The sequence below is a fragment of the Micromonospora sp. DT44 genome (assembly GCF_049841635.1).
Classification (GTDB): domain Bacteria; phylum Actinomycetota; class Actinomycetes; order Mycobacteriales; family Micromonosporaceae; genus Micromonospora.
This window is the reverse complement of the sequence record NZ_JBNCKS010000005.1, coordinates 44689-58995: the sequence shown is the minus strand read 5'-3', so window position 1 is coordinate 58995 and position 14307 is coordinate 44689. Positions and strand designations below refer to the sequence as shown.

General features: G+C 73.8%; 11 protein-coding genes. 7 read left to right on the top strand and 4 right to left on the bottom strand.

Going from position 1 to position 14307, the window contains the following annotated elements; all coding sequences use genetic code 11:
* The first annotated feature begins 120 nt into the window (after positions 1-120).
* The 4 genes from lanKC to ACLQ25_RS04460 all read left to right on the top strand — a co-directional run bounded on the left by lanKC (position 121) and on the right by ACLQ25_RS04460 (position 6377).
* A complete protein-coding gene (gene lanKC / locus ACLQ25_RS04475) occupies positions 121-2697 on the top strand; it encodes a class III lanthionine synthetase LanKC (protein ID WP_425729316.1) in 2577 nt (858 codons plus the stop codon).
* Positions 2698-2702: 5 nt separating this feature from the next.
* Positions 2703-2822 (top strand): SapB/AmfS family lanthipeptide, encoded by a 120-nt coding sequence (locus tag ACLQ25_RS04470; RefSeq protein WP_013734295.1) that lies wholly within the window; start codon positions 2703-2705, stop codon positions 2820-2822.
* Between the two features lie 76 nt (positions 2823-2898).
* Positions 2899-4626 (top strand): ATP-binding cassette domain-containing protein, encoded by a 1728-nt coding sequence (locus tag ACLQ25_RS04465; protein ID WP_425729313.1) that lies wholly within the window; start codon positions 2899-2901, stop codon positions 4624-4626.
* On the top strand, positions 4623-6377 hold the full coding sequence (locus ACLQ25_RS04460) for an ATP-binding cassette domain-containing protein (protein WP_425729311.1): 1755 nt from the start codon (positions 4623-4625) through the stop codon (positions 6375-6377). The genes ACLQ25_RS04465 and ACLQ25_RS04460 overlap by 4 nt, the downstream gene beginning before the upstream one ends.
* A 10-nt stretch (positions 6378-6387) precedes the next feature.
* Here the strand turns inward: ACLQ25_RS04460 and ACLQ25_RS04455 are convergent, their stop codons facing one another.
* The 3 genes from ACLQ25_RS04455 to ACLQ25_RS04445 form a co-directional block, all read right to left on the bottom strand.
* Positions 6388-6972 carry a response regulator transcription factor gene (locus ACLQ25_RS04455; RefSeq protein WP_425729309.1) on the bottom strand — a complete coding sequence of 195 codons (585 nt, stop codon included), beginning with the start codon at positions 6970-6972 and terminating at the stop codon, positions 6388-6390.
* 110 nt (positions 6973-7082) lie between these two features.
* A complete protein-coding gene (locus ACLQ25_RS04450) occupies positions 7083-7688 on the bottom strand; it encodes a response regulator transcription factor (RefSeq protein ID WP_425729307.1) in 606 nt (201 codons plus the stop codon).
* 203 nt (positions 7689-7891) lie between these two features.
* Positions 7892-9025, bottom strand: a complete 1134-nt coding sequence (locus tag ACLQ25_RS04445) for a hypothetical protein (protein WP_425729305.1) — start codon at positions 9023-9025, stop codon at positions 7892-7894.
* 128 nt (positions 9026-9153) lie between these two features.
* Between ACLQ25_RS04445 and ACLQ25_RS04440 the strand changes: the two genes are divergently transcribed.
* From ACLQ25_RS04440 to ACLQ25_RS04430, 3 genes are all read left to right on the top strand, one after another.
* Complete coding sequence (locus ACLQ25_RS04440) at positions 9154-9702, top strand: glutaredoxin domain-containing protein (protein ID WP_425729303.1); 549 nt, start codon at positions 9154-9156, stop codon at positions 9700-9702.
* A 38-nt stretch (positions 9703-9740) separates the two neighbouring features.
* On the top strand, positions 9741-11138 hold the full coding sequence (locus ACLQ25_RS04435; protein WP_425729301.1) for an acyl-CoA synthetase: 1398 nt from the start codon (positions 9741-9743) through the stop codon (positions 11136-11138).
* A 236-nt stretch (positions 11139-11374) separates the two neighbouring features.
* Entirely contained in the window at positions 11375-12949 is a 1575-nt protein-coding gene (locus ACLQ25_RS04430) for a hypothetical protein (protein ID WP_425729299.1), read from the top strand.
* Between the two features lie 69 nt (positions 12950-13018).
* Here the strand turns inward: ACLQ25_RS04430 and ACLQ25_RS04425 are convergent, their stop codons facing one another.
* The gene (locus tag ACLQ25_RS04425) at positions 13019-14104 is read right to left on the bottom strand and encodes a hypothetical protein (protein ID WP_425729297.1); all 1086 of its coding nucleotides are present in this window, start codon (positions 14102-14104) and stop codon (positions 13019-13021) included.
* Positions 14105-14307: the final 203 nt, after the last annotated feature.

The following is a 14307-nucleotide window of genomic DNA, read 5'->3' as shown; positions in this document are numbered from 1 at the left end:
CGTGTGCACCTCGCATCACGGTCGGTGACTAAGCGCACTGGAGCCCACCGGGCCCCGTCGATGAGACTCGATGCAACGCCGGACGACAGCAGCCGGCCGGAATCGAGAGGCGGCGGGACAGTGGACGAACGCTACGACAGCTACTGCGCCGCGGATCGCCTGTTCTACGACTCGCTCGGCAGCGCCGTCGCGCAGCCGGTCTTTCCGGCCGCCGAGCGGGACATCCCGACCGGCTGGCGTCGTGAGCCGCTGGACGACTGGCTGATCTACGCCCCGGACGGCGGTTCGCTGCCGCAGCAGGGCTGGAAGATCCACGTGTCGGCGGGTCTGGCGAACGCCGAGCGCGTGTTGGACGCCGTCTGGGACTACTGCGTACCCCGGGGCCTGTCCTTCAAGTTCCTCCGGGGCCCCCGCACACTGCTGCTGCGCAACTCCAAGTACGCCTCCCGGGCCGCCAGCGGCAAGTTCGTCACCGTCTACCCGCGCGACGACGCGGAGCTGGAGCTGGTCTGCAAGGAGCTCGACGAGCTGCTCACCGGCGAGTCCGGGCCGTACATCCTCAGCGACCTGCGCTACGGCGCCGGCCCGATCCACGTGCGCTACGGCGGCTTCGCCGCCCGCTACTGCCACTCGCCCGACGGTCAGGTGGTGCCGGCGATCGAGGACGACTCCGGCACGCTGGTGCCGGACCGGCGCGATCCCGTCTTCCACGTGCCGTCCTGGGTCACCCTGCCCGACTTCCTCGGCCCGCACCTCGCGGCCCGCAGCGGCACCAGCACCGACCAGGTGCCGTACCGGATCGAACGGGTCATCCACTTCTCCAACGCCGGTGGCCTGTACGTGGGCCGCGACCTGCGCACCGACACCGAGGTGGTGCTGAAGGAGGCCCGGCCGCACGCCGGCCTGGACGCCCACGGCGTGGACGCCGTCGCCCGGCTGGCCCGCGAGGCCGATGCCCTGCGGCAGCTCGCCGACCTGCCGCAGGTGCCCCGGGTGCACGACGAGTTCGACCTGGGCGAACACCGGTTCCTCGCGCTGGAGTTCATCGAGGGTCGACCGTTGAACAAGGTGCTGGTGGACAGGTATCCGCTGATCGACGCCGACGCGACGGACGAGGACCGGGCGGCGTACGCCCGCTGGGCCCGGCACGTCCACGAGCAGGTGGAGTCCCTCATCGCGGCGATCCACGAACGCGGCCTGGTCTACGGCGACCTGCACCTGTTCAACATCATGATTCGTCCGGACGACCGGGTCGCCCTCGTCGACTTCGAGGTGGCCGCGCCGATCGACGGGCACCGCCGGCCGGGGCTGCGCAACCAGGGCTTCGCGGCTCCCCGCGACCGGACCGGGCCGGCGGTCGACAGGTACGCCCTGGCGTGCCTGCGGTTGGCGCTGTTCCTGCCGCTGACCCAGCTGGTGCGGCTCGCCCCGGCGAAGGCGGCGCACCTGGCCGACATCATCGCCGCGAACTTCCCGGTGCCGAGGTCCTTCCTCGACCCGGCGGTCGAGGAGATCACCGGCGGCCCGCAGGTGACGGCCGCACACGACGCGCCCGTCACCCGGGACAGGCTGGCGACCGCCGTCCTGGCCAGCGCCACCCCGACCCGCGCCGACCGGCTCTTCCCCGGCGACATCGAGCAGTTCCGCAGCGGCGGCCTCAACCTCGCCCACGGAGCGGCGGGAGTGCTGTACGCCCTGCACACCAGCGGCGTCGGACGCTGGCCCGAGCACGAGGACTGGCTGGTACGACGGGCGACCGCGCCCCCGTCCGGCACCCGCTGCGGCTTCTACGACGGCCTGCACGGTGTCGCCCACGCCCTCGAGAGCCTCGGCCGTCGGCAGGACGCGCTGGACGTGCTGGACATCTGCCTGCGCGAGCCGCTGGACGGACTCGACCACAGCCTGGCGAGTGGACTGTCCGGGATCGCGCTCAACCTGGCCGACCTGGCCGCCCGTACCGGGGAGGTGTCGTTGCGCGACGCCGCGTGGCGGGCCGCCGAGCGGGTGATCGAGCAACTGCCCGACGATCCCGGCCCGGACATCAGCGGCGGACGCCACCCGTACGCCGGGCTGCTGCGCGGCCGGACCGGACCGGCGTTGATGCTGCTGCGGCTCTACGAGCTCAGCGGCGACGAGGACCTGTTGGGGCACGCCGCCACGGCGTTGCGCCAGGATCTGCGCCGGTGCGTGCTGCGCCCGGACGGCGCCCTGGAGGTCAACGAGGGCTGGCGGACCATGCCGTACCTGGCACACGGCAGCGTCGGCATCGGACTGGTCCTCGATCAGTACCTGCGCCATCGCGACGACGACGGGTTCGCACCGGCCAGCGCGGGGATCCGCCGTGCGGCACGGTCACCGTTCTACGCGCAGACCGGGCTCTTCGCCGGCCGGGCCGGCATCATCGCCTACCTCGCCGCCTCGGTCCGCGATGGCGACCGCCGCGAACTCGACGCGCAGGTGGACCGGCTGGCCTGGCACGCGCTGCCGCACCGGGAGGGGACCGCCTTCCCCGGTGAGCAGCTGCTCCGGCTCTCCATGGACTTCGGCACCGGCACCGCCGGCGTGCTGTACGCGCTGACCTGCGCGCGGGACGACGACCCGCCGGTGCTGCCCTTCCTCGCGCCCCTGCCGGGCGCGCAGAGACTCCCCCGCGACAGCGGGGGCGACCGGATCGACGAAGGAATGGAAGGGAGGTGAACGACATGGCGCTTCTGGACCTCCAGGGCCTGGAGATGGCTCCGGCCGACCGTACGGGTGGCGGTAGCCGGGCGAGCCTGCTGCTCTGCGGCGACAGCTCGCTCTCCGTCACGACCTGCAACTGATCCGTCGCACAAAGGTGATCGCCCTGGGTGGGTAGACGTGCCCACCCAGGGCGACCGCGTGGCACCGGGAGGAGCGATGTCGACGTTCGACGCGGGGGACCGGTTGCTGCGGCGAACGGTCCTGGCTGGCGGCGGCTGGACCGCCGGGCTCGCGGCGGTCGCGCTCCTGGGTGCGGCCGCCGAACTGTTGCTCCCCGTAGCCCTGGGCCGCGCCGTCGACGCCGCCCTCTCCGGAGGCCCGCTCTGGTGGGCGGTGGCCGCCGGCGGCCTGGTTGCCGTCCTCGTCTGCGTCGACGCCCTGACCGACCTGGCCAGCGGATTCGGCGCCGCACGCGCCACCGCCGGGCTACGCCGCCACCTGCTGCGCCACCTGTTCGCGCTGGACGTCCGTGCCACCCGCCGGTACCCGGTGGGCGATCTCGTCGGTCGCCTGGTCGGCCAGTCCGCCGACGCGGGACAGGCCGGCAACGCCGTGGTCCTGGCCGCCGTGGCGGTGCTGCCGCCCCTCGGCAGCGTCGTCGCGCTCGCCCTCCTGGAACCGATCCTGGGGATCACCCTGCTCGCCGGCCTCGGCCTGCTCGCCGTCCTCATGCGCGCCTTCGTGGCCGACGCCTCCGCCGCGACGGCCGGCTACCAACGGGTGCTCGGCGTCATCGCCGGCCGACTGCTGGAGTCGCTGACCGGCGCCCGGACCATCGCCGCCGCCGCCACGGTCCACCGCGAGGAGGCCCGCGTGCTGGCGGCCCTACCGGAGCTGGGCCGGCACGGCCGACGTACCTGGGACCTGCTGGCCCGGGCGAGCGCGCGTACCGCCGCCGTGGCGCCGCTGCTGCACCTGAGCGTCGTCGCGGTCGGCGGGTACGCCCTGACGGCCGGTTGGCTCACGCCCGGTGAACTGGTCGCCGCCGTCCGGTACGCGGCCATGGGCGCCGGCCTCGGTGCGGTCCTCGCCACGCTCAACCACCTGGTGCGCAGCCGCGCCGGGGCGCACCGGGTCGCCGAGCCGCTGCGACAGCCCGCCATGACGAGCGGCGACCGGCCCCTACCGCCCGGCGGCGGCGCGCTGCGACTGCGTGGCGTGCGCGTGTACGGCGACGACGGCCGGCCCATCCTGGACGGCATCGACCTGGACGTACCGGCCGGCGCGACCGTGGCCGTCGTCGGCGCGTCCGGCGCCGGCAAGTCGACCCTCGCGGCCGTGGCGGGACGGCTGTACGACCCGGATCACGGTACGGCGCTCCTCGACGGCGTGCCGCTGCGTGACCTGGACGCGTCGGCACTGCGCCGAGCCGTCGGCTACGCCTTCGATCAGCCGGTGCTGATCGGTGCGACCGTCCACGACGCGGTCGGCCTGGCGTTGCCGGGTGCCGTCGCGATGCCGCCGGCCGACGCGCGCCCGGCCACGCCGGCGGTTCTGCGGGCGGCCCGCCTGGCGGCGGTCGCCGACGTCATCGACCGGCTGCCCGAGGGGTACCGTACGCCGCTGGTGGACGCGCCGCTCTCCGGTGGGGAGACCCAACGCCTCGGCCTGGCCCGGGCGTTCGCCGCCGAGCGGCTGCTCATCCTGGACGACGCCACGTCCAGCCTGGACACGGCGACCGAACACCGGATCACCGAAGCGATCGTCGGGCGCCCCGGCGAGCAGACCCGACTGGTGGTCACCCACCGGGCGGCGGCGGCCGCTCGCGCCGACCTCGTCGCCTGGCTGGACGGCGGTCGGCTGCGCGCGCTGGCGCCGCACCGGCGGCTCTGGGCCGAGCCGGACTACCGGGCCGTGTTCGAGCCGGCCGGCGGTGGCTCGTGACCCCGCCGACCGTACGCCGGGTGACCTGGCGGGCGCTGCGGGCCCGCCGAGCTGACCTCGCCCGTCTCTGCGGGTGGTCGCTCGTCGAGGCGTTGCCGGCGCTGCTCGCCGGCCTGCTGGTCGCCCGTGCCGTGGACGACGGCTTCCTGGCCGGGCGTCTCGTCGACGGGCTGGCGTGGTTGGGGGTCCTCGCCGTGGCCGTGCTGGTCGGCGCGGCGGCGACCGGCCGGACGTACCGGAGCCTCGGCGCGGTGGTCGAGCCGTTCCGCGACGAGGTGGCCGCCCAGGTGGTGCGGGGCGCGCTCCGGGACGCCACGCGCGCGGGTGGTCGCCCGGACAGCGCGGCGATGACCCGGCTGACCCACCAGATGGAGATCGTCCGGGACACCTTCGCCGGCCTGCTGATGGTCACGCGTGGTTTCCTCTTCTCCGCCGGCGCTGCCCTGCTCGGCCTTCTCGCCCTCGCGCCGGTGGCGGCGGCGCTGGCCGCCGCGCCGCTGGTCGCCGGCCTGGCCGTGTTCCTCGCCGCGCTGCCGGCCATGGTCGCGCACCAGCGGGCGTACGTCCGCGCGGGCGAGCGGTTGGGTCAGTCGGCGGCGACGGCGCTGGCCGGTCACCGCGACGTGCTGGCCTGTGGCGCCCAGGCGCGCGTGGCGTCCGAGGTGGAGCATCACGTGTCGGCGCAGGCCGCCGCCGAGCGCACCCTCGCCCGGATGGCGGTGATCCGTAGCCTCAGCCTCGGCCTCGGCGGTTGGTCGCCGCTGGTGGTGCTGCTCGTGGCCACTCCGTGGCTGGTCGAGCGCGGAATGACGGCGGGCGCGGTGCTGGGGGCGCTGATCTACGTGTCCACCGGGCTGCAACCCGCCCTGCACACCCTCGTGCAGGGCCTCGGCGGCGGCGGGCTGCGCTACGCGGTCACTCTGGAGAACATCCTGCGCGTCTATCCCCACCGGCCGCCCACGGGGGAGACCCCCGGCCCGCGCCCGTCCACCAGGTCGGTCGGCGGCGCACCGGCCGCCGAGGTCCGGGGACTGACCTTCCGGTACGGCCCGAGCGCCGAGCCGATCCTGCGGAACTTCTCGCTGACGCTGGCCAATGGCGATCACCTGGCCGTGGTGGGACCCAGCGGCGCGGGCAAGTCCACGCTGGCCGCCCTGCTGGCCGGGCTCGTGCCACCGCAGCAGGGCACGGTCCACCTGGCCGGTGCTCCGGTCGCCGACGCCGCGCCGGCCGTCCTGGCCCGGATGCGGGTGCTGCTGCCCCAGCAGGCGTACGTCTTCACCGGCACGCTGGCCGACAACCTCCGCTACCTCCGGCCCGACGCCGACGACGACACCCTGGCGGTCGCCCTCGACGAGCTGGGCGCACGCCCCCTGGCGAACCGCCTGGGGGGCCTGGACGCGCCGCTCGTACCGGCCCAGCTCTCCGCCGGTGAGCGGCAGCTCGTCGCGGCGGTCCGGGCCTGGCTCGCGCCCGCCCCGCTGGCGGTCCTGGACGAGGCGACCTGCCATCTCGACCCGGCGCTGGAGGCGACCGTCGAGGCCGCCTTCGCTCGGCGGCCCGGCAGCCTCATCGTGATCGCCCACCGGATCAGCTCCGCCCTGCGCGCCGATCGGGTGCTGGTCCTCGACGGCGGCGCACCCACCGTGGGGACGCACGAGCAGTTGCTGACCCGCTCGGCCACCTACCGGGCGCTCGTCGGGTGCTGGGAGGAGCCGGTGACGCCGTCCCCGGCGACCCGGCCGGGCTGACCTCCACCGGTCAGATCCAGCCCGCCTCGCCCGCCAACCGCACCGCCTCCACCCGGGTGCGCGCACCCACCTTGCGGGCGATCCGAGCGAGGTGGTTGCGGACGGTGCCACCGCTGAGCCCGAGCGACGCCGCGACCTCGGCGACCGGTGCCCCCGCCGCCGTCAGCGTCAACACCTCCCGCTCCCGCTCGGTCAGCGGGTCGTCCGACTGCAGGGCCGCGACGACGAGGTCCGCGTCGAGGACGGGCTCCCGGCGGGCGAGCCGGCGGATCCCGTCGACGACCCGCTGGGGAGCGGCGTCGTTGCGCAGGATGCCGACCGTCCGGGACGGGCTGAGCATCCCCCGCAGTCGGCGGGCCCGGTGCGGGTGGACCAGCATCAGGATGGGGCACAGGCCCAGGCGGCCGGGAATCTCCTCCTCGACAAGATCGAGGTCGGCCACCACCACGTCCGGGCGCTGGGCACGGACGGCCGCGGGAACCGCGTCGCCGCGATCCACCTCCGCCACGACACGGATGTCCTCCTCGGCGGCGAGGACGAACGACAGCGCCCCCAGCACCAGGGCCCCGTCCAGAGCGAGCAGGGTACGGATCACGACGAACCTTCCCGCGCTTGCATGGCGATCACTCAACGTCAATATTAAAACACGCATCCGTCGGGGCCGCACGGCGACGGGGCGGGCCCCTGACGGTCCCGCCCCGATGGCTACAACCAGCCGTTGCGCCGGGCGTGCCACACCGCTTCCAACCGGTTGCGGGCCCCGATCTTGCGCAGGATCGCCGACAGGTGGTTACGCACCGTCCCGTGGGCCAGGAAGAGGCGACCGGCGATCTCCTTGAGTGGCAGACCCTCGGCGGCCATCCGCAGCACGTCCAACTCCCGGGGCGTCAGCGGCATCTCCGACGGACTGAGCACCGCCACCGCGGCCGCCGGGTCGATCGCCCGCTCCCCGGCCGCGAGCGCGCGGATCGACCGCACCAACTCCACCAGCGGGCTGTCCTTGCCGACCAGGCCGCGTGCGCCGGCCGCCAGCGCCGCCTCCACGAGCGTCGGGCTCCACCGGGGGCTCATCGCCAACACGGCGGCGTGCGGCGCCTCGGCGCTGATCCGGGCGACCACCTCCACCGGGTCGGGCAGCTCCGGTGTCAGCGCCAGCACCACCACCTGCGGCCTGCACCGGCGGACCGCCGTCAACAGTTCGCCGACGCCCTCGACGTCGGCGACCACCTCCATGTCCTCCTCACGGGAGAGCGCGGCGCAGAGCGCTCCGCGCAGCAAACCCATGTCCTCGGCGACAACAACGTGGATCACCGTGTTTCTCCGATCTCAGGTGCACGTCACGACGGTCACCGAACCCGGTGTGTCCACGGGTCGACCGCGATCGTCGTACGCGAGAAGTCGGGCGGCCATGGGCCCACGACGCCGTCAGGGCGCGCGGGCGCGGGCACCATTGACCAGGCCAGCGGGGTGGGGCCGACCGCGCGGGCGAGCAGCCCGGAGGTCGGCGGCCGGCCTCAGCCCGGGCGGGCGATCCCAGACGGAGTTCGGCTCTCGACGGAGAGCGGCACGAGGTGGCAGAGCGCGGCGATGCCGGGGTGTGACTGCCGGTGAGCCGGCCGGATCAGACCCGGCGCGGGCGCCGAGCCCTCGTCGGTGCCGGAGGCGTCCTGGTCGACCGGGGTGACGGGCTGACCCGGAGGGTAGGCCGCTACGGCCGGCGGCGCCGGGCGCGCGGCGAGGTGGCCCGGTGGGGCCATGGCAGGTGGGTACGCGGCCACGGGTGCCGGCGGCGGTGCGGACGGTGCCGGCGTCGCCACGGCGCGCACGGGCGGCAGCGCCGGAACCGGCGGCGGGGTTGGCGGGTCCGGCGCGGGTGCCGCGCCGGGCGACGCGCCGGTCGGTTCGAGCGCCGGGGGAGCGGCCGGTGAACGCGGCGTGGGTACGACCACCGCGCCGAGAGCGGGCGGCAGGACGGCGTCGACGACGCGCAGCAGGACCGTGTCGACGACGCGCAGCAGCCCCGCTACGGGCGCGATCGGCAGGGCGCGCACGACGTCGACGGCGGGCCGCAGGACCGGGGCGAGCAGTCCCGCCACGGCGGGCGGGACGAGCGCTGCGGGCAGCTCTCGGTGATCGGGCGCGGCTGTCGCCGGCTGCCGTGCGGGATCTGCCGCCGACCGAGGTGGGCGGGGGCGGTGGGCGGGACGATGAGTCGCGCGGGCCGCGGTCGGGGAGCGCAGCCGTTCGTGCCGCGTGGCGTCGGACCGGACGGAGGTGGCCGTCCGCGACGGCGGCACGGAGGTCCGCGCGGCCTCCGTCGGGTGGCGGGATGCGGTCGGGGACGGCACGTCGCGTGCGCCGACGACACCGGCTATCGCGCCGGTCAGCGGAGCGTGGCGCCCGCCATGGCGGCGGTCGTCGGCGCGTACGCCGCTGCGGGGCTCGTGGTCGGAGCGTTCGGTGATGGTGACCCGCCGGACCGGCTCCACCAGAGCGCCGAGCTGCCGATGAAGCTCGTCGCCGGAACCGTCGCGCGTGCCGTCGGCACTGGCCGGCCCCTGGAACAGGAGCGCCAGGACGAAGCCACCCCCGACGGCCACCGCCAACAGCACCAGATGCCGGACGAGCCCGCGCAGTCGTTCGGCCACGACGGGCGAGGGTCCACCGGGCGCGGACGTCGGCGGGGTTCCGTTGACGGGACTTCGCACGCGGGCACTACCCCCTTGCTTCGAGACTGACCCATAGTAGCGATGCCCTTACGTATTTGCATCCGGCGATGGAAGCCGTCGACGGTGGGACGCGCCCCCGGCGGGTGCGATGGACGCTGGGTGCCGGGTCGGTCTCCACCGGGGCGGGGTGGGCGCAGCCGCTCGTCGACGGTAATGTCCCCAGCGTGGTGCGGCGGTGGGCCCTGACGGTGTTGACGGCGACCTTCGGCGTGGTGGTCCTGGCTTCGCAACTGGCCGCCGGGTTACCGGTGGTCGGCGGTGTCGAGTTTCTGATCTTCCTGGCGGTGGCGTTCGCGGTGTCGCCGCGGGCCTTCCCCCGCTCGATGGGAGCCGCCGAAGCGCAGCGGGCCAGCGCGGCGGACGGGCTGCCGATCGTGTACTGGCGCCCCGGCTGCCGCTACTGCCTCCAGCTCCGCTTCTCGCTTGGCCGGCTCGCTCGGCGGGCGCACTGGGTTGACATATGGCACGACCCGGAGGGTGCCGCGGCCGTTCGGGCGATCACCGGCGGCAACGAGACGGTGCCCACGGTCGTGTTCGACGCTGAGGCCGTGGTGAACCCCGACCGCGGCTGGCTTCGCGAGCGGCTTCGATACTGATGGTCAGGTACGCGTCACCTTCGGCGTAGCCTCGGCCCATGCGCCTGCTCGCCGGTCTCGACCGCTGCAGCCCGACCGTCGATGACCTGATCCGCCTCGGTCCGGTGACCATGTCCGCCGAACGCCTGCGGGAATGCGCCGCCGCGGTGGCAGACGACCTGCGCGGCGAACCGGTCGTCGCCGTGCACGCCAGCGCGACCGCCGAGACCGTGGTGGGGGTGGTCGGTGCGCTGCTCGGTGGAGCCGCCGTCGTACCCGTGCCACCCGACTCCGGGCCTCGGGAGAGGGCGCACATCCTGCGCGATTCCGGCGCGACGCTGCTGCTCGGCGGCACCGGGGACGAACCCGCGCAGATCGGTGTCCGTCGGGTCGACCTGGGCCGTACCTCGGACACCCGGCACCCGGCGCCGGCCCCCGAACGCACTGCTCTGATCATGTACACGAGCGGCACCACGGGAGCGCCCAAGGGGGCGGTCCTGTCGCACCGTGCCGTCGAGGCCGGCATCGACGCGCTCGCCGACGCCTGGGCCTGGACCCCGGACGACCTTCTGGTGCACGGTCTGCCTCTGTTCCACGTCCACGGTCTCGTTCTCGGCGTGCTCGGCGCGCTGCGGGTGGGCTGCCGGCTGCACCACACCGGACGGCCGACGCCCGAGGCGTACGCCGAGGCGGGCGGCACCCTCTACTTCGCGGTACCGACGGTCTGGTCGCGGATCTGCGCCCAGCCGACGGCCGCCGCGCGCCTCAGCTCGGCTCGGCTGCTGGTCTCCGGCAGCGCTGCTCTGCCCGCGCCGTCGTTCGAGCGGATGCGCCAGCTCACCGGTCACCAGCCGGTCGAGCGTTACGGGATGACCGAAACGTTGATCACGTTGAGCAATCGCGCCGACGACCCCCACCGTCGGCCCGGCATGGTCGGCACTCCGGTGCCGGGCGCGGAGACGCGGGTGCTCGACGAGGACGGGCGGCCGGTACCCGCCGACGGGACGGCCATCGGGGAGCTGTGGGTTCGCGGACCGATGCTCTTCGACGGTTACCTGGGTAAGCCCGACGTGACCGCCCGGCTGTTCGACGGGGACGGGTGGTTCCGCACCGGGGACATCGCGAGCGTGTCACCCGATGGTGTGCACCGACTGGTCGGTCGTCGGTCGACCGACCTGATCAAGAGCGGTGGTTACCGGATCGGCGCCGGTGAGGTCGAGGATGCGCTGTTGGCCCACCCGGGTGTTCGCGAGGCCGCGGTCGTCGGCACGCCGAACGACGACCTCGGCCAGGAGGTCACCGCCTTCGTCGTCGCGGACCAGGTGAGCGCGGCCGAGCTCGTCGACTTCGTGGCGCGGACGCTGTCCGTTCACAAACGGCCGCGCCAGATCAGGTTTCTCGACACGCTGCCCCGCAATGCGATGGGCAAGGTGCAGAAGCACCTGCTCGCCGGCTGACGACCAGCACGTCGGAGGCTCGGTTCCGACGCCGAACCGTCATCCGGGCGGGCAGGGCCACGCGCTGCGCGTCCTGCGCGTTATGCGTGCCGCGTGCCGAACGTAGGACTTCTTCGCATAAGTCCGGTTGATGTGAGTTCGACTCGGCTACGTTCCCCGTGGGAGCGACAACCGATTTGTTGCTGTCTGCGCCGACTGTGGCGTGCAGAGACACGGTGTACGGAGAAGGGCCAGATATGTCCAACCATCGACACCCGAACGTCAGCGATGCGGCGGCAGACCAGCCACGTCCGCCGAGGAGGCGCCGGGCTCGCTGGCTCGTCGCCGGGGTGGCCGGCCTGACCGGGGTCGCCGGTCTGGCGGCCGTCGGCGTGCCGGGAGGCCTGACCGGAGCGCTCGGAGCGGGCGGAGGACTGTTCGGGAAGCAGGTCCTCGCCGGCAGCAGCCGGGCGGCGGACGACGACAGCGGCAAGCACGATCCGGGCGGTCGCGACCAGGAGCACGGGGGCGGCAAGGAGCGCGGGGACGACGACTGGAGCGGTGGCGGCCGGGACGCCTGGGACGTGCCGTGCGGCGCCAACGAGCTGATCGCGGCGATCGTCCGCGCGAACGCCGGTCACGGGGCGAAGCTCCGGCTCGCCAAGGGGTGCACCTACACGCTCACCGCGTCCGCGCCCCAGCCGCCCGTGCCGTTCGGCCCCGTCGGCCTGCCCATCGTCACCCAGTCGATCACGATCGACGGGAACGGCTCCACAATCGTCCGGGCGGCCGCCGCCACGCCGTTCCGGATCCTCGAGGTGGGGGCCGGCGGCGACCTGAAGCTCCGCGACGCCACCGTCAAGGGCGGCGACGACACCAGCGGGCTCGGTGGTGGCGGTGGCGGCATCCGCGTCGACGTCGGCGGTCGGGCCACCCTGGAGAACATCGACGTCGTCTTCAACCACTCCAACGGCCCCGGCGGAGGGATCGCCAACTTCGGCGACACCAGGATCCTCGGCCGCAGCGAGCACGGCGGCAAGGACAAGGACGGCAAGGACGGCAAGGACCGGGAACGGTACGGCGACGACGAGAGCCGGATCAGCGACAACGGCGCGTTGTTCGACGGCGGTGGCGTCTACAACAACGGCAACCTCACGGTGCGGAACACCAGGCTCAGCGACAACAGCACGATCGGGACCGTCATCATCCTGCCGGTCGGCGGCGCGGGCGGCGGCCTGTCGAACTCCAGCGTCGCCGTGCTCGACGAGGTCCGCGTGCACCACAACAGCGCCGGCTTCCGGGGTGGTGGCATCCGCACCGGGATCAACGCCACCACCACGGCCAGGAACATCGAGGTCACCGAGAACACGGCCGGTAGCGAGGGCGGCGGCATCTTCACCGACGGGACCTTCCAGCTCCAGCACGGCAAGATTGTTCGTAACGACGCCGGCCAACGCGGCGGCGGCGTCTTCAACCAGATCGGCCAGTTCGTGGCCGAGGACAGCCAGATCAGTGAGAACGCCGCCAGCACGAGAAGCACCATCGAGAACGGCGGCGGCGTCTACAACGGCAGCGGTGTGGTCGTCCTACGGCGCACCCTCGTCAGCCGGAACAAGGCGTTCGGCACGAACTCGCGCGGCGGCGGAATCTACAACAACGCCACCCTCACCCTCACCCAGACCAAGGTCACGGAGAACGTCTCCGTCGTGGCGCCGGGTGGGGTCTTCAACGACGGTGGTCAGGTCACGGTGGACGACAAGTCGGCCATCAGCGGCAACCGACCCACCAACTGCACGCCCAGCGCGCCACCCGTACCCAACTGCTTCGGCTGACCACCGCGGCACCTGGTCCCGCCCACGGTCCGACCTGATCGGACCGTGGGCGGGACTCGCCGCGGGTGGTCAGATTCGGGAGGTGAAGGTGGCCAGGAAGCGGTGCGGGGTGACCGCGCCGGTGTTGTCGAAGCAGATCACGTCGACGTCGGCGTTCGTGGTGTACGTCCACGCCTGGGTGAGGTGGCAGTAGTTGCTGCCGGCACCCTGCGCCACCACCTGGGCGTGCGTCTCCTTGAGGCCGACCTGCGGGAAGGTCGCCAGATAGCGGCCGGCGGGCACCAGCGCCGCCACGGTGTTGGCGCCGACGCCGAGCACCGAGTTGTCGTTGGTGGGCCCGCCGACGGCGGTACCCAGGTAACCGAAGTACGACGGCGGGCCCAGCGACCCGATCACCGGCCGGCGACGGTGGTACGAGAGGACGAAGTCGGTGTTGACGGCGGCCCCGGCCTGGTCGTAGCAGAAGACGTAGACCTGGACCTCGGCCCCGACCGCGCCCCAGGAGTAGACCTTGCAGCGGCGGGGTCCGGCGTTCGGCTGTACCGCGGTGACCTGTACGTCGCCGGCGAGCACGCCGGCCAGTCCGACACCGGGGAGTCGCACCAGGTACTGCCCGACGCCCACCGGCCCGGCGGTGTTCACCGCGCCCGTCGAGTTGTACCACTGCGCCACCGCCCCGCTGGCCCACTGCAGGTACGCGTGGGAGGTGCCGGCCGCCACGACGCCCGAGCTGGTCGTCCAGAGCACGGTGAACGGGGTGTCCTCGCGGGTGCCGCCGGGACGGTGGCACTGCACGTCGACGATCTCGTCGGTGCCGGACTGGAACCAGCGGACCACCTCGCAGTAGTGCCCGGTCCGGTTCACCGGCGTCACGTGGGGCACGCCCCGCGCGCCGGCGCCCACCTGCGGGAAGCGCACCTGGAAGCGGCCGGGCGCGAGCTTGACGCCGTCGGCCCAGGCGGCCGGGAACGCTGCCTTCCAGCTACCCCACTGCCGGCTGGTGTCCAGCACGGTCCAGGCCGCCACGGTGGGGTCCTTGACGTACGCGAAGCCCCAGCGGTCGGCGGTGGCGGCGGCGGCCGGCGCCGGTGGTGCGAGCGCGCTGGCGGCCAGGACGGCGGCCAGCGCGGCGGTGACGAACGTTCGGAGACGCATGGTTCCTCCACTCGACAGGGACGTGTCGGGGAGGAGTGTGCTTTCCGTGATGACATGATCACAGTCAGCTACTGCACGCTTTGGTGTCGGGTGTCGGCCAACGAGAGGCGGGGCCCCCCCCCCGCCGGGGGGGGGCCCCCCGGGGGGGGGGGGGGGGGGGCGCCCCCCCCCAGGACCCACCCGCCCCCACAGGGACGAGACGG

Excerpts from the sequence above, each read along its gene's own strand:
- ACLQ25_RS04465 (WP_425729313.1), top strand. The coding sequence starts at position 2,899 with ATGTCGACGTTCGACGCGGGGGACCGGTTGCTGCGGCGAACGGTCCTG.
- ACLQ25_RS04425 (WP_425729297.1), bottom strand. The coding sequence starts at position 14,104 with ATGCGTCTCCGAACGTTCGTCACCGCCGCGCTGGCCGCCGTCCTGGCC.
- ACLQ25_RS04435 (WP_425729301.1), top strand. The coding sequence starts at position 9,741 with ATGCGCCTGCTCGCCGGTCTCGACCGCTGCAGCCCGACCGTCGATGAC.
- ACLQ25_RS04430 (WP_425729299.1), top strand. The coding sequence starts at position 11,375 with ATGTCCAACCATCGACACCCGAACGTCAGCGATGCGGCGGCAGACCAG.
- ACLQ25_RS04470 (WP_013734295.1), top strand. The coding sequence starts at position 2,703 with ATGGCGCTTCTGGACCTCCAGGGCCTGGAGATGGCTCCGGCCGACCGT.
- ACLQ25_RS04440 (WP_425729303.1), top strand. The coding sequence starts at position 9,154 with ATGGAAGCCGTCGACGGTGGGACGCGCCCCCGGCGGGTGCGATGGACG.